This is a genomic window from Shewanella sp. YQ_9 (genome assembly GCF_043103185.1).
Classification (GTDB): domain Bacteria; phylum Pseudomonadota; class Gammaproteobacteria; order Enterobacterales; family Shewanellaceae; genus Shewanella; species Shewanella algae.
Genome location: NZ_JBICJO010000042.1, coordinates 27,367 through 43,664, shown reverse-complemented (window position 1 = coordinate 43,664; position 16,298 = coordinate 27,367). Strand labels below are relative to the sequence as shown.

Genomic DNA, 16,298 nt, shown 5'->3' with positions numbered 1-16,298 from the left:
CAATTGCGATCCCTTTGAGTGTTTTTTAACTTATTTGGATCTATAAGCGTCAACAATATCTTTAATTAATTTTGGCCCTTGATAGATAAAGCCGGAATAGATCTGCACCATGCTTGCTCCTGCATCCAATTTATCCAGAGCATCCTCGGCGCTATTAATACCGCCTACCCCCAGGATCGGGATCTCACCTTTCAAACACTGCGCCAAATATTTGATCACCTTGGTCGACAACTTGTTCAGCGGCTTACCGCTGAGGCCACCTGTCTCGTTGGAGTTGGCCAGGCCACTGACCCCATCACGGGTCAAAGTGGTATTGGTCGCTATGGCACCATCAAACTTATGTTTCAATAATGACTCGGCGATCTTTTCGATCTCTTCTTCGGTTAGATCCGGCGCTATTTTTAATGCTATGGGTACATACTTGCCATGCTTTTCTGCCAGTTCTGTTTGTTTGTTTTTTAAGCTCGCCAGCAAGTCGTCCAATAATTCGCCATATTGCATGGTACGCAGGCCGGGTGTATTGGGAGAAGAAATATTAACCGCGATGTAATCGGCATAGGCATAAACCTTGTCCATACAGATCAGATAATCATCTTTCCCCTGCTCTACCGGTGTATCTTTATTTTTACCTATATTGACACCGACCATGGCATTGGATTTTTTAGCCTTGAGATTAGCCACCAGATTATCCACGCCGAGATTATTAAAGCCCATGCGATTGATAATAGCCTTGGCCGGCTTAATCCGGAAAAGCCGAGGTTTATCGTTACCGGGTTGCGGTCTTGGGGTCACAGTTCCCACTTCAATATGACCAAATCCCATGGCATGAAAGGCATCGATACATTCACCGTCTTTATCCATACCGGCGGCCAAACCGACGGGATTAGGGAATGTCAGCCCCATGAATTCGACCGGGGCCGGGGCAAGATGCTGTGCATAAAAGCAGTTCAGCGGTGAGTTACCTGTGGTTCTGAGACTACTGATGGCAAAGTTGTGGGCGCGCTCAGGATCCATCTGAAACATGACTTTTTGTGCGAGTTTGTAAAACATGGTTTCTCCTAGACCTAAAAAAAGCCCCGGCGTTTGCCAGGGCTCTTATTGTTATAATAGCTTACTTCTGCCCTTCGCAGTGCAGGATCAGCAGATTCAGTTCACGTAGCGCTACTGAGAACTTCGCAAATTCATGGGTTTGCGATGTCTTGAAGTCAGCCAGCATGTGGAACCAGCGCTCCAGCAAGCCCTGATTGAGTTCGACCCATTGTTCGATAATGGCATCGGACTCACAGCTGTCGGTACAGCTGCGCAGTACCGCCGATGTCAGTGCTCTTTGCTGCCAATCCAGCTCCTCACGGAAGGCTGCTCTGGCCAGTGCCTGCCAGTGGTTGGCCACCGGCTGACCACCGATCTGCTCCAGGAACCAGTGCAGATCGATTCTGGCGCCCAACTTGAAGTAAGTTTCTGCCACCAGTGAAACCGGCTTGGATTCCAGCTGAGCTATCTGAGCGATATCCAGTGCCGAGAACAGCGTACTCATGTTGGCAACCAGACTGGCCACCTCATGAGGCACGGCTTCTTTTTCCAGTGCGGCGATATCCTCTTCAATACCCGCCAGCTCATCGGCTACCAGATAAGAGCGGATATTGGCTTTCAGCTCGTCGAACACCGGCTTATAGAAGGCAACAACCTGCTCTATGCTCATGGCGCGGCTACGGTTACGCAGGAACCAGCGACAGGCACGGCGCATGTTACGGCGCAGCTGGTGCAGCATCTCGCCCTGAACAACCGCGGGTACTATGCCGTTCAAGTCAGTAATGGCTTTGGTTAAATCTGCCAAACCAAACACTTCGCGAGCCATAGTGTAACAAATGGCGGCATCGGCAACTGAGGCGCCTGTCTCATCCTGCATACGCTGAACGAAATTAAGCCCCATATCGTTAACCAGTTCATTGGCCAGCGAGGTAGCAATGATCTCACCGCGCAGCGGATGCTGAGTCATCTTGTCGGCATACTTCTGCTGCAGCTTGCCAGGGAAGTAATCCACCAGCAGTTGGCTCAACCAGGCGTCATCTGTGATCACAGGTGTCAGCAGTTGCTCCTTGAGCACCATCTTGGCGTAAGCCACCAATACCGACAGCTCAGGACGGGTCAAACCACGGCCGCTGGCCAGACGCTCGGACAGCTCCTCTTCTGTAGGCAGGAATTCCAGTGCCCGGTCCAACTTACCTTCTTTTTCCAGGTAGTTGATGAAGCGGATCTGCTCTTTGAGCTGCTCGGCGCCGCGCACCTGAGTCACAGAGATGGTGCGAGTCTGATCTTTACAGTCCTGCAGCACTATCTGAGCGACTTCATCTGTCATCTCTTCCAGCAAGCGGTTACGCTGCTTGAGAGTCATCTCGCCTTCGGCCACCAGGGCGTTGAGCAGAATTTTGATGTTAACTTCGTTATCCGAACAGTCCACACCACCCACGTTATCGACAAAGTCGGTGTTGATACGGCCACCATTGGCAGCGTATTCGATACGGCCGAGCTGAGTACAACCCAGGTTACCGCCTTCACCTATGATCTTGGCCTTAAGCTCGCCACCGTTGACCCTCAAACCGTCGTTGGCGCGGTCGCCGACTTCGGCATGGGTTTCACTGCTCGCTTTGACATAAGTACCGATACCGCCGTTCCAGATCAGGTCTACCGGCATTTTCAGCAGGCACTTGATCAGCTCAGTCGGCGTCATAGCATCCTTGTCGGTCGCCAGCATCTTCTTGATTTCCGGCGTCAAACTGATGGATTTTGCGCTACGGGCAAAGATACCACCGCCTTTGGAGATCAGCTCCTTGTTATAGTCTTCCCAGCTGGAGCGAGGCAGATTAAACAGACGCTGACGCTCGACAAAGCTGGTCGCTGAGTCCGGCGTTGGGTCAATAAAGATATGCATGTGGTTGAAAGCCGCCACCAGTTGGGTGTGCTCAGACAAGAGCATGCCGTTACCGAATACGTCACCGGCCATGTCACCTATACCCACACAGGTGAAATCTGTGGTCTGGCAATCGATACCTACTTCGCGGAAGTGACGTTTCACCGACTCCCAGGCGCCGCGGGCGGTGATGCCCATCTTCTTGTGGTCATAACCGTTGGAACCACCGGACGCGAAGGCATCACCCAGCCAGAAGCCATATTCGATGGCAATGGCGTTGGCGGTGTCAGAGAAGGTCGCCGTGCCCTTATCGGCGGCAACCACCAGGTAAGGGTCGTCTTCATCGTGACGCACCACATCCACAGGAGGAACCAGGTCGCCGTTGACGATATTGTCTGTGATATCCAGCAGACCACGGATAAAGATCCGGTAGCATTCCTGACCTTCGTTGAAGAAGGCTTCACGGCCGCCTTCGGTCGGCAGTTGTTTACAAACAAAGCCACCCTTGGCACCTACGGGCACAATCACAGTGTTCTTAACCTGCTGTGCCTTCACCAGACCCAGCACTTCGGTACGGAAGTCCTCGCGGCGATCAGACCAGCGCAGACCACCACGGGCCACTTTACCACCACGCAGATGCACACCTTCAACCCTTGGGCTGTAGACGAAGATTTCAAACTTCGGCAGCGGCTTGGGCATTTCAGGGATCTGGTTGGGGGCAAACTTGAAGGAGATATAATCCTTCGGCTGGCCGGCGGCATCTTGCTGATAGAAGTTGGTTCTCAACGTGGCGTTGATAAGATCCAGATAGCGGCGAATGATACGGTCATCATCCAGGCTGGATACGTCATCGAGACGCAGATTGATCTGCTCGATAAACTTATCCAGCGTGCGGGTCTTCAGCTTGGGATTGAACTTACGAATAAACATCTTCACCAGCGAATCGGCAATCTGCGGATAACGGCTGAAGGTTTCTTCGATGTAAGCCTGGCTGAAGGTCGCATCTATTTGACGCATATACTTGGCATAAGCGCGCAGCACTGACACTTCGCGGCCGGAAAGCCCGGTAGCCAGCACCATACGGTTGAAGCCGTCGTCTTCCAGTTTTTTCTGCCAAACCTGAGCCAGCGCGGTCTGGAATCTGTCCTGGCTGTCTGCCAGGTTTTCAGTGGCGCCGCCCTGTACTGTCATCAGGAAGTCGAGGATCCAGAAGGTTGCACCATCTGTGCTCTTCACTTCATAGGGACGCTCATTGATCACCCTGAGACCGAAGTTTTCCAGCATAGGCAGCACATCCGACAAATGGATAGGCTCATCCTTGTGGAACAGCTTCAAACGTACCTTGTTGCTGCCGGGCGCCGCTTCCTGTGGCTGATAGAACAACATGCCCAGCTTATGGTCATCGTCCAGCGCTTCCAGTTGCTGCAGATCCACCACGGCCGAAGTCGGCAGCACGTCGTCTTTGTAACTCTGCGGGAATGCGGTCAGATAACGCTTGAACAGGCGAGTGCCCTGCTCTTCACCCAGTGAATTGTTGAGCGCGCTCTGAAGTTTATCTTCCCATGAGCGAGCGGCTTCAATCAGATTGTTTTCTATGGCAGCCACATCGAGTTCCAAATTATTGTTGTTGTCGACTTTAACTATGTAGTGGGTACGGGCCAAGCTCGACTCGGAGAAGTAAGTGGTAAACTCCACCTCTTCATTACTGTTAAAGGTTTGGGCGAAGATCCTTTGAGTATCTTCACGCAGACGGGTGTTGTATCTGTCTTTGGAGACATACACCAAACAGGACAGGAAGCGGCCGAAACCGTCTTTACGGACAAACAGCTTGAGTTTATCTCTATCCTGCATCTCCAACACGCCATGCGCCATGTGCGACAACTCTTCGACGCTTGCCTGAATAATCTCGTCCCTTGGCAGATTTTCCAGAATATTCATCAACGCTTTATAGTCGTGGGAGCGCGGTGCCAGTCCTGACTTGTCCATCACCCGCTGGACTTTCTCGGCCAGCAGGGGGATCTCTTTCGGGCTGCGGTTGTACAGATTGGAGGCATACAGGCCGATGAATCTGTCTTCACCGACGACATTACCGGCCTCATCGAAACGTTTGACGCCGATATAGTCGACATAGGCGGGTCTGTGAACCCGGCTCTTGGCACTGCTCTTGGTCAGGATCAGCAAACTGTTGTCCAGCGCTTCGCGGCGAGCCGATTCAGAGAAAGAAGACAGCATCAAACCGTGCTCTGGCTGCGCCTTGCCGGGTTTGTTCATCAAGCCCAGGCTGCTTGCCATATCCGGCACCAGCTCAACGTCACCCTCGACTTTTCGCAGGTCGTAGCGACGATAACCCATCAGAGTAAAATGATGGTTGTTCAAATAGTTAAGGAAGCGAGTCGCTTCTTCAAGTTCGGCTTTCTCACCGGGGAATGGGCGCTTTGGCAGCTCTTCAGCCACTTCTGCCAGCTTATCGGACATGGCGCGCCAGTCATTGACGGCGGCGGCGACATCACCGAGCACGGACTCTATCTCTTTTTCGAGTTGTTTTATGTCCTTGTCGCTGCTTTGGCGGTCGATTTCGATCAGGAATACCGCCACCTTGTCGCTGTCTTCCTTGCTGTCGTTAACAAAGCTGACCCGCTTGATGTCTGTGCCCTGGCGCTCAATGGCCAGTGGCGTATGCAACATCATATGAGCCGTGATCCCCAAACGGTTGAGGGCCATACCCACAGAATCCACCAGGAAGGGCATATCGGGCTGCACAACTTCTATAATGGAGTGGGTTGATTGCCAGCCGTGCTTGGCCTGGCTTGGGTTAAATACCCTTAAGTGAGTTTCCCCACAAGGCGTGCTGTTCAGGGCATTCCAAAGACTCAGGACGGCACCGTAGAGATCGCTATCGTTACGGGCCAGGAGATCGTCCTTGGACATGTGAGCGTAGAGGCAGGTGGCGAACTGTTCCACCTGATTTGCTTGTGCTTTAGGGACTTTGGAGTGGATTAAACTGACTACCTTTTCAAGCAGTACTGAAGGCATTGCATCTTTCAAGGCCATTTTGCTGTTTCCTTAAGCGTCTATGGCAGCGCTTTTTTCATTATATGGATGCTTCGACGAATGACCCGGGCCTGAATTTTTTGTGACCGAGGTCATGCCGCGCAGTGTATTACTAAACACACCATAATTCGAGCAAAATTTTAGTGGTACATCCTGTACAAATCCAGCAATGACGGGATATTGAAGGGAGTGGTGAAGAAGTAATCGGAATAACAGACTAACTATGCAGCAAGGGCAGGAGAAACTTCTTCCCCTGCCCCCATCACTAACTGTGTTTGCGCCAGAAAAGTGCCGCCAGCGCAGGCAGGATAATTATGGCCCCGAGCATGTTGACCACAAACATAAAGGTAAGCAAAATTCCCATATCCATCTGGAACTTAAGTGCAGAGAAGAACCAGGTGCTCACCCCAATAGCCAAGGTCAGGCCAGTGAAGATGACCGCACAGCCCCGCTCCATCAAGGCTTCGAAATAGGCCTGCTGCACCGCCATACCATCGCGCAGTTTCACGGCCATGGTCGACAGGATATAGATGCCATAGTCCACCCCAATACCCACCCCGAGGGCAATAACCGGCAAGGTGCTCACCGTCAGGCCTATATCCAGCCAGGTCATCAGTGCCTGCGCCAGTGTCGATACCACATACAGAGGCAGAATCACTGCAACCGTGGCTTTCAGTGAGCGGAAGCTTATCAGGCAGAGGATAAACACCGCGCCATAGACATACAGCATCATAGGCAGCTGCGCCTCGGCCACGGCCTCGTTGGTTGCCGCCATCACCCCGACCGGGCCGGAAGCGAGTTTAAAGCTCAGCTTGTCGTCGTCCATTTCGGCGGCCAGCAGCTTCACCTTGTTCACCACCTGCTCTATGGTTTCCGCCTTATGATCCTTAAGAAACAGATAAACAGGCATCACAGAGCAATCGCCGTTCAGCAGGCCTGTGCTGGTAGGAATTTGTGACACCAACTGTGCCAGGCTGGCCGGGCTCCTGGGCAATACCTGCCACTTGGGGCTACCCTCGTTGAAACCGGCATTCACCTGGCGTGCCACCGAGGCGATACTGGCGGTAAACTCAACCCCTGGGGTGTTGCGCGCCAACCATTCGAACCTGTCAATCTTCTCCAGCGCCGAGTGATAGGTACAGGCCTCGGGATAGGCTTCCACTATCACACTCATCACGTCTGTGGTGATAGAGAAATGATCGGTAATAAAGAAGGTGTCCTGGTTATAGCGGGAGTCCTGATGCAGCGCCGGTGCTCCGCCCTGAAGATCGCCGATTTGCATCTTGCCGGCTTGCTGCAACCCGCCCAGATAAAGCAGCGCAGTGGCAGCTACCACCACCACAGCATATTTTGGAGTGGCAAAACAGGTGAGCTTTTGCCAAAAGGCCGCTGTCTTGGCCTCGGTGCCAGCGTCCGCTTTCTCGGCCTTTATCTGGAAGAAGGAGATCACCAAAGGCAAGAGCACCAGGTTGGTCAGGATGATCACCGCCACCCCAAGCGATGCGGAAATAGCCAGCTCGCGAATAATGCCGATATCGATTGCCAGCAAGGTCATAAACCCTATGGTATCCGACAGCAAGGCGACCCCGCCCGGTACCAAGAGGCTACGAAACGCCGAAGCCGCCGCCACCTTGGTACTCTGACCATCGGCGACCCGCTTGCGGATGGCGTTGATCATCTGTACCCCGTGGCTGACACCTATGGCAAATACCAAAAACGGCACCAGAATCGACATGGGATCCAAGCCAAAGCCCACCACGGTCAAGAGACCAAGCTGCCAGACCACGGCAATCAAGCTGCACACCAAAGGCAGCAGGGTCAACACCATAGAGCGGGAGAAGAGATACACCATCAGGGCCGTGACTAAAATGGCTATCAGGAAAAACAGCAGTACCCCTTTGGCCCCATCTGCCACATCGCCGGCCATCTTGGCAAAACCTATGATGTGAATCTTGATGCCATCTTTTTCAAACTGACCTCTGAGCTGCTCTTCCAGTTGGGCAGCAAACGCCAAAGTGTCCAATGGCTCGCCGGTTTGCGGATCAAAGTCCATCAGCTGCGCCGTCACCATGGCAGCGCTGTAGTCCTCTGCCACCAGACGGCCGACTATGCCGGCCTTTTCGATATTGCCTCTGACCCGCTCAAGCCCGGCTTCTGTCGTACTGAAATCCGCCGGGATCACTGGCCCTCCGGCAAAGCCGTCTTCCACCACTTCGGTAAAACGTGTCGACGGCGAAAACAGGGATTTCACCTGAGAGCGCTCTACCCCGGGAATAAAGAACAGTTGATCATGCACATTCTTCAGGGTGTCGAAAAACGCCGGATTGAAAATATTACCGCTGCTGTCTTCTACCGCCACCATGATGGAGTTGGCACCGCCAAACTGCTTCTGGTGTTTGAGGTAGGTCTGCATATAGGGATGATGCAGCGGAATGTTTTTGACAAATGCCGCATCCATTTTCAGCTGACTGGCCTGAAAGCCCAGAAATACCGTGGTCAGCGCAAACAGCAGTATCACTCCGATACGATTGCGAAAGAGAAAACTCTCAATCCCATTGACCAGTCTGTCTAACATAATAATGGCCCTTTATTGTTGTTTTAGTTCGAAAAGCCCTTTGGTTCCGGCTATCCATAACCGGCCCTTGGGGTCAACGGCAACTGCCGATAAGTTTTCCCCTCTGCGCTGGGTTACCAGCTCAGCGTGTAAGTTGTTATCCAAACGAATCACAGCGCCGCCATTGCCGACCAGCAGCAGGCTCCCTTTGACCGGCGCTGCCGCATTGAGGGTCGACTCAAGCGGCATCTTTATCTCCTGCCACTGACTCATATCTTCCGGTGCGCTGAAGGCATGCCCTCGCAGACCAAACACATAGAGCTGTTTATCCCTTTCTATGGCATTGAACAAAGAGCCGTCATAAATAAACTCCAGTCGCTGCCACAAACGGCCGCCATCTTCGGAAATAGCTACCATTCCCAGCTCCCCGACCATAAGCAAGCGCTTATCTTCAAGGGCGATGACCCGATTGAAATGGGGCAGAATAGAGTCAGACTCGGCCTGATAGGCCTCTTCATCCTGCTGTTTGAGATCCGCCAGATAATAGGCGTCATCTTGGCTCAAGAGCTCGGGATGAAATTCTTTCTGCCAGCTTTGGCCACCATCTGTGGTGCGCAGAAATAGACCATAGGCGCCAACGGCTATTCCGTTTTGCGAGTCGGCAAACCAAACATCCAACAAGGGCCGGGCAAGCTCTGGCGAACTGAACTGTTGCAGCCAGGAGAGCCCGCCATCTTGGGTGGCAAGAATGGTGGCATCATGGCCCACGGCCCAGCCATGGTTGGCATCGAGAAAAAATACCTTGGTCAACTGCGCCTGACTCGGTGTCGCCACCTGTTGCCACTGATTGGCATCGGCGCTGAGCCTTAAGATATGACCCCGCTCACCGACCGCCACCATAGTGCTGCCGGCCTGAGCAATATCCAACATCAAAGAGTGAACCGCCAAAGGCTGCAGCTGGCCGGTCAGAGCCCCGGTTGCAGATTGCGTTTCGGCGTGAAGGGGCGAAATCGCGCCCTGGAATGTGAGTATGCCAAGGCCCAGAGCCGCTGCTTGAAGCATGCGATACGACATTACAGACTTCCTTAGGGTTGAAAGGGGCGCACGCGCCCCTGGAATTTCCAACTGGGTGACCTCAGCCACCCATTACAGATGCCACAGGCTTAACGTATCCCTTCGCGGCGCAGCGCTGCCGGGGTGAAGTTGGCCTCGGACAACTTGGCATCGAAGTCATACATACGGCCTTCGTTATCCAAACCTATGGCGATATAGCGACGGGACTGCAGATCGTGATACACCTCGAGGGTACTCCAGTGAGTCGGCACCTCGTAGTAGTTCAGGCCATGAGCCATGGCAACCCGATACAGTTCGTCACGGTTGTCGTACAGATCGGCGATTGATACCTGCCAGGAATCCTCATCCAGATAGAAAACCCGGGTCTTGTAGATGTGGCGCATTCCCTCTTTCAAGCTGGCCTTGACCACCCAGACTCTGTGCTTTTCATAACGCACATAGTCAGGGTTCAGGTGACCTGGCTTGAGCAACTCACTGTACTTGACCTTATCCGAGTGCAGACGGTAGTCGTTATAAGGAATGAAGATCTCTTTCTTGCCAAGTAGTTCCCAGTTGTAACGGGAAGGCGAACCATTGAACATATCGAAATCATCCGTGGTGCGCAGGCCATCGGAAACCGTACCTGGTGTGTCGAAGGCCACGTTGGGCGCCTTTCTCACCCGGCGCTGCCCTGTGTTGTAAGTCCAGGCCTGGCGGGGTTCCTTTTCCTGATCCATGGTTTCCTTCACCAATAGCGCGGTACCGGCAAGACGCGCGGGCTGGGTAACTACCTGTTTGAATTCAAACAAGATATTGTTTTTTTTCAACTCTTCGAGACTGGCATCCGGGCGTGAATATTCGAAGCGTATCTCTTCGGCCATTTCCACCAGAGTATAATCGCCGCTGGCGGTAGGCGCGGCTTGGCTACGCTCGGTTTCGATATCAATACCGCGGAATCTGAGGATATGGTTCCAGATGGCTTCAAGGCCATTGGCCGGCTCAGGGAAAGGAATACCTATGGAAGCGCCATCGACACCATTGCCCTCGGCTACCAGAGTTGCACGGGTAGCATTGGCCTTGGTGGCATCATAGACAAACTGAGGCACAGAAGCGGTACGCCGGGTCTGGTAGATGTTCATTTTGAAACTATCTGGATAGGTTTCGAACATCTTCAGCTGACCAGGCGTCAAAAACTCCTTGTATTGATCCTTGTTGGCCGCGGTAACCGTCGCCAGCGGCTTGTCATCCGGGAAAGGATCGGGATGGTGCATGCCCTTTTGATAGCCCGCTGGAGGTGTGGTAATACCGCCGTCCCAAGCCGGAATACTGCCATCGGCATTGGGGCCCTTCTCAGCCCCGAGTGGAGTCAGACTGGTACCCAATTTTGCCGCATCGGCCTCGGAAATCTTGGCTTCTACAGCTGTGGTGGCCCCCAAAGCCAGGATCACAGCAGCAGACAATATAGCTATAGTTCTCATTTTATTGTCCTTATCAGATCGAAAACTTAACGTTGAAAGACACATAATCGCGATCGGCCATCGCGTTGGTTGTGCCTACCCCACCGAAGAAACTGTTATAGGAAAGATCCGCGCCCCAGCGGCTCTGGTAGTCAAAACTGAGTCCCAGTGCCACGGACTTGCGACCTTCGGTAAACAGGAACATAGGATCCGGGGTGATACCCTCAACGTCATGGGAGAAAATCACTCGAGGTGACATATTGATGCCGGAGAACACGTTGTTGAAATCGGCCTTGGCGACAATCCGGTAACCCCAGGCGAAATCTGTCGGGAACGGATTGGTTTCAGGGCCATTGTGCAACGCCTCTATGATGCCAGGCATATCCGGATTGCCGCCGCTGCGACCTGTGCCTGGACCATTGAGCCTGAGTTCATCAAAACTTGGCATATCGTGGATCCATACCCCACCGACTTCGGCGAGCATGGTCAGATTATCGGTACCCAAGGTGGGACCGAACAAGTGGGTAAAGGTCATCTGCGCTTGAGTGGTATCGAGACGAATATAACCTTCGGCGTATTCACCTGGACCGACATCCTTGACATAGGAAGTGTACTGGGACAAACCATCAAGATCCGGTCTCAGCCCTGCGTTGGCAAGCTGTTGTGGCATAGCGGCAAATAGCAGTTCCACATCATCAATCTGCAGTGGCTCATCCTGGCGGTGTGCGATTTCACCGGCTACAGAGGTATCGCCAAGCAAGGTGTTGAAGCTAAAGCCATAGAGCTTGATATCTTCAGGATAAACCACCTGGGCCTTGGAGAAGCTGTCCAGGCTCAGCAGCACTTCACGGTTAATATTGCCGGCGTTTTGCCCAAGCACCGCCATATCTGACAGCAGCGCGCCTGTACTGAAGTCCGCCGTGGTACCACTAATGAGTGGGCGACGGCTATGGTAGTTCATGTAGTACAAGCCAAACTCGGTTTCACCCAGCTCCGGAGCGTAATAACCCAGTTTGATACCGTACTGACCGGAATCGCTGGGAGCGGCTTCATCTTCCACCAATGTCACCTTGGTGGGATAAGCCAGTGCCATCTGCACCAACTGCTCGGTCGGAATATTCTGTCCGGAGGCTATCATGTTGGACAGACGGTTATATTCCTGGGTCAGGAAGTCGAGATTGATATCCGGGTTGGCGTTGAAGCCGAGCTGAGCGTTTTGGTTGTAGCCACCGTAACCGACAAAGTCATTGGTGCCGAAAATCGACCCGGGAGTCGGAACCCAGATAGGCTCCCAGTCATACTGATAGAAAGCTTCCAGCGACAAGTTTTCGGTCACCCCAAAAGAGGCCCACACCATACCCTGTGGCCTGAAGGCTTCCTTCAGTTCGGCGCCCGGCGCGTTGAGTATGTTCAAATCAACCGGGTTGATCACCGCAATACCATGGGAAATCAGTGTGCTTTCCCCCCATGACACCACTTGATTACCCACACGGATAGTCAGTGGATTGGCACCATCGTTGAAATCGAAGTTGGCATAGACGAAGGCATCCAGCAGACGTATATCCTTACACTGCACTTCCTCGGCGCGCTTGTCGGCGCAAGGGTCGTAGCGGTTGCCGGTCAGAGGATCATTGAAATCGTAAATTCTGTCGTTCAGCTTACGATCGTAGAAATACATGCCGCGGGCGAAAATACCGAAATTCTCATACTTGAGCGACAGCTCGTGCAGCCCCTTGAAGATTTCCGAGGTGGTATCACCCTTGGAATAGAGGAGATTACTCAAGTCATTGTTGCTGGAATAAGAACCGGGCTGCGCCCAGATCTCGGCAGCCGTGTACTTGGTATCAGTAAAAGCGGAATAGCCACTCCAGTCGAATCTGGGATGGTTAACCTTACCTATCTGACCATCCCAGTCACGTCCTTCCACGCGCCAACTGGCGCCCAAGGTCCAGGTCGAATCAAAGGAGCCATCCACATCGCCCCATTTGAAAGACACCGCTTCGACACTGGGGATCATCCCTAAACTCAGTGCCGACGCCACCCCCAAAGCGAGCGCCGACTTGTTAAAACGGTTTATCACTGTTTTCATTTATCGCTTCTCCGTAACCTGCTGGATTAATTGTTATAGGAGTCTCAACCAACATCTTGTTAGCTCACAGGTAACACCATTGTTACAGCAATTAATGCTGATGAGCAAGGCGGATACTGAGAAATTTATTGTGCAGATTTGAGGACTTAAGACGGATCCGTCATTCAGGAAAGGCGCAGGGATTTAAATTTTTGTTGAGTATGCAAACGACAGTGAAGGTTAACAGCTATAACCCAATTAATTTCAATGAATTAACCTTTGTTACAGCTGTAAAAAACGGCCGACTGATTTAGTCGACCGTTTTAAGTAATTACTCTAAAGTTGTTTCAGGGAAATGAACTTTCCATCCCGGTCCAATCTGAGATGGAATTCACCGTGAATACCATCGGCGGTCAGAAAAGGACGTAGACGACGGCCGTTGATCCAGAGGATCTTGCCACCCTTTTCCCTGACCTCAACATTTTCAGCAATACCTTGATAGTAAGGTAAAAAGTCCTGATAACTCAGATTGAGGCGAAAGTAAAATTCCATCTTTAAGCTCAGTCTTCCAGTGCGCGGCTGACCTTCTCATAAAGATCCCGTGACAGCTCAGGCATAGCCAACAACTCCTGCAGGCAAGCCTTCATTTTGGCCTGACGCCCGGCGTCAAACTTGGCAAACTGGATCAGCGGAGTAATGATCCGTGCAGCCACTTGCGGGTTGAGGCGATTGAGCTGTTTGAGCATGACGGTAAGGAAAGCATATCCCTTGCCGTCCTGGCGGTGGAATTGGCGCACATTGGCCGCAGCAAAACTGCCCACCAGGGAACGAACCCGGTTGGGATTATTCAGACTAAAAGCTGGATGTTGCAACAGGGTCTCGAGTCTGGCGATCACCTCATCATCTTCGGCCATCGCCTGCAGGCTGAACCACTTGTCCATCACCAGAGGGGTCTGGTTCCAGCGCTGCTCGAATGCCTGCATCAGGGTATTGCGGCAATCACAATCGGCATCATTGGCGGCAAGCAGCGCGCCCAGCGCATCTGTCATGCCAGAGGCCGATGCAAACTGCTGTTCAATCAAAGACTCATGCTCATCAGAGACTTTGGCCAGCAGCCAAAGCAGAGTGTTTTTCAAACTGCGGGCGGCAGCCTCATCCAGTGGCAGCAATTGACGATAACGGGCCAGCAGCTCATCTTCACAGCCAGTGGCGATGGCTTCAATCACAAAGTCGCGAGCCAGCAACAGGGCATCCAATTCAACCTTATCGGCCTGCTCAATCAAGGAAGACACTGAAAGCAGCTTGAGAATTTCGGCCACAAGGCCCTTATCCAAAGCTTCGTCCAGTATCACACCTCTGAAGCCGTCGACAACCCGAGGATCCAGATGCATCCCCTGCCCTTGTTCAAGTAAAGTCACATTGGCCCAAACAGCGCGGCTGAAGAGACTCATCGCCGCTTCCCAGCGGGCCACTTCACTGCCGGCATGGCGCAGTAAGCAGAGCAGCTGCACTGTGCTGTAGTCATACTTGAGCTTCACCGGCGCCGAAAAGTCCTGCAACAGCGAAGGGATCGGACGGGCACTGATATCCTTGAACTCCAGAGTCTGCTCGGCCTGGGTAAAATCAAACACTTGGTTGACCAAGGCGTTGCCGTCATTGCCCAGCAGTTCCAGGCTGAACGGAATATGCAACGCTGCCTTGGCCGCTTCACCGGCGCGCACTGGGGTGAACTGTTTGAGGTGCAGGCGGTAAGTCGCTGTGCTTGCCTCATACTCATCGGTCACTGTCACCTGAGGGGTGCCCGCCTGGCTATACCAAAGGCGGAATTGAGTCAGATCTTTACCTGAGGCATCTTCCATAGCAGCGACAAAGTCATCACAGGTAACCGCCTGGCCGTCGTGGCGCTCGAAATAGAGCTTCATCCCTGCCTGGAAGGCCTGCTCACCCAGCAGGGTGTGCATCATGCGGATCACCTCGGCGCCCTTGTTGTAAACAGTGACTGTGTAGAAATTATTCATCTCTATCACGCTTTCGGGGCGAATAGGATGCGACATCGGGCCAGAATCCTCGGCGAACTGCTGGTTCTTGATGACCTTGATGGCATGAATACGGTTGACGGCCCGGGAGCCGAGATCTGAGCTGAATTCCTGATCGCGAAATACAGTCAAGCCCTCTTTCAGGCTCAGTTGGAACCAATCGCGGCAAGTTACCCGGTTGCCGGTCCAGTTGTGGAAATATTCGTGACCAATCACAGATTCTATACCGTGAAAGTCATCATCGGTCGCCGTGTCTCTATCCGCCAACACATACTTGGTGTTGAAGATGTTCAGGCCCTTGTTTTCCATGGCGCCCATGTTGAAGAAGTCCACAGCCACCACCATGTAGATATCGAGATCGTACTCGAGATCAAAGCGTGACTCGTCCCAGGCCATCGCCTTTTTAAGTGAAGCCATGGCGTGTCCGGCCTTGTGCAGGTTGCCCTTGTCGACAAACACCTGCAGTTTGACCTCTCTGCCGGAGCGGGTGGTAAAGCTGTCTTCCAGCAGGTCAAAGTCACCGGCAACCAAGGCAAACAGGTAAGCGGGTTTAGGGAAAGGGTCTTGCCAGACGGCGAAATGACGACCATCGGCCATCTCCCCTTTCTCCAGCAAGTTGCCGTTGGAGAGCAGGAAAGGAAACGCCTTGTCGGCTTCGATACGTACCTGGTATTTGGCCAGCACATCGGGACGGTCGAGAAAATAGGTGATGCGCCTGAAACCTTCCGCCTCACACTGAGTGCAATAGGCGCCATCGGACATGTACAGGCCTTCCAGTGCCGAGTTATCGGCCGGGCTGATGCGAGTCACCAGAGTCAATTCAAATTCGTTGAGTTCGGTTTCAAGCAGTAGTTTACCCGGCTCGAGGCGATAGTCGGCCGGTTCACCATTGACCAACAGCTGCTCCAGTTCCAGCTCGTCACCATCAAGCTGCAGAGGCTCATTGTGACTGCCGTTGCGCTTTACCCGGCTGACGGCCGTCACTCGGGTTTGCTTGGGTTCAAGCTGAAATGAGAGTGACAGTTCGGGGATCAAAAATGCCGGTAGACGATAATCGGCCAGGTGCTTGGCCTGCAGTTGTTGCGGGGAAATGGTTTGTGCTTCAGACATAGGTCATCCTTAATTCGTTGGGCACTGGCAGTCGCTGAGTTCGTTGACTGATCTTGCCTCT

The 16,298-nt window shown here is 52.9% G+C and carries 8 protein-coding genes; all 8 read right to left on the bottom strand.

The features are described 5' to 3' along the window. Nucleotides 1-30: 30 nt before the first annotated feature. The 8 genes from pyrD to pepN all read right to left on the bottom strand — a co-directional run bounded on the left by pyrD (nucleotide 31) and on the right by pepN (nucleotide 16,237). A complete protein-coding gene (gene pyrD / locus ACF8D4_RS13145) occupies nucleotides 31-1,050 on the bottom strand; it encodes a quinone-dependent dihydroorotate dehydrogenase (protein ID WP_028781458.1) in 1,020 nt (339 codons plus the stop codon). Between the two features lie 61 nt (nucleotides 1,051-1,111). Next, nucleotides 1,112-5,959: an NAD-glutamate dehydrogenase gene (locus ACF8D4_RS13140; RefSeq protein WP_392465233.1), complete on the bottom strand. Its 4,848-nt coding sequence runs from the start codon at nucleotides 5,957-5,959 to the stop codon at nucleotides 1,112-1,114. A gap of 265 nt (nucleotides 5,960-6,224) precedes the next feature. Further along, nucleotides 6,225-8,534: an RND family transporter gene (locus ACF8D4_RS13135; protein WP_392465231.1), complete on the bottom strand. Its 2,310-nt coding sequence runs from the start codon at nucleotides 8,532-8,534 to the stop codon at nucleotides 6,225-6,227. A gap of 12 nt (nucleotides 8,535-8,546) precedes the next feature. Continuing rightward, a complete protein-coding gene (locus ACF8D4_RS13130; protein WP_107004910.1) occupies nucleotides 8,547-9,587 on the bottom strand; it encodes a YCF48-related protein in 1,041 nt (346 codons plus the stop codon). Between the two features lie 89 nt (nucleotides 9,588-9,676). Then, a complete protein-coding gene (locus ACF8D4_RS13125; RefSeq protein WP_025887720.1) occupies nucleotides 9,677-11,044 on the bottom strand; it encodes a DUF1329 domain-containing protein in 1,368 nt (455 codons plus the stop codon). Nucleotides 11,045-11,057: 13 nt separating this feature from the next. Continuing rightward, complete coding sequence (locus ACF8D4_RS13120; RefSeq protein WP_028781454.1) at nucleotides 11,058-13,112, bottom strand: DUF1302 domain-containing protein; 2,055 nt, start codon at nucleotides 13,110-13,112, stop codon at nucleotides 11,058-11,060. Between the two features lie 315 nt (nucleotides 13,113-13,427). Further along, nucleotides 13,428-13,643 carry a DUF2835 domain-containing protein gene (locus ACF8D4_RS13115; RefSeq protein ID WP_025011156.1) on the bottom strand — a complete coding sequence of 72 codons (216 nt, stop codon included), beginning with the start codon at nucleotides 13,641-13,643 and terminating at the stop codon, nucleotides 13,428-13,430. Nucleotides 13,644-13,651: 8 nt separating this feature from the next. Next, a complete protein-coding gene (pepN, locus tag ACF8D4_RS13110; RefSeq protein WP_107004911.1) occupies nucleotides 13,652-16,237 on the bottom strand; it encodes an aminopeptidase N in 2,586 nt (861 codons plus the stop codon). Nucleotides 16,238-16,298: the final 61 nt, after the last annotated feature.

What these genes read in the sequence shown, in the direction of transcription:
- pyrD (WP_028781458.1), bottom strand. Translation starts at nt 1,050, where the DNA reads ATGTTTTACAAACTCGCACAAAAAGTCATGTTTCAGATGGATCCTGAG.
- ACF8D4_RS13140 (WP_392465233.1), bottom strand. Translation starts at nt 5,959, where the DNA reads ATGGCCTTGAAAGATGCAATGCCTTCAGTACTGCTTGAAAAGGTAGTC.
- ACF8D4_RS13135 (WP_392465231.1), bottom strand. Translation starts at nt 8,534, where the DNA reads ATGTTAGACAGACTGGTCAATGGGATTGAGAGTTTTCTCTTTCGCAAT.
- ACF8D4_RS13130 (WP_107004910.1), bottom strand. Translation starts at nt 9,587, where the DNA reads ATGTCGTATCGCATGCTTCAAGCAGCGGCTCTGGGCCTTGGCATACTC.
- ACF8D4_RS13125 (WP_025887720.1), bottom strand. Translation starts at nt 11,044, where the DNA reads ATGAGAACTATAGCTATATTGTCTGCTGCTGTGATCCTGGCTTTGGGG.
- ACF8D4_RS13120 (WP_028781454.1), bottom strand. Translation starts at nt 13,112, where the DNA reads ATGAAAACAGTGATAAACCGTTTTAACAAGTCGGCGCTCGCTTTGGGG.
- ACF8D4_RS13115 (WP_025011156.1), bottom strand. Translation starts at nt 13,643, where the DNA reads ATGGAATTTTACTTTCGCCTCAATCTGAGTTATCAGGACTTTTTACCT.
- pepN (WP_107004911.1), bottom strand. Translation starts at nt 16,237, where the DNA reads ATGTCTGAAGCACAAACCATTTCCCCGCAACAACTGCAGGCCAAGCAC.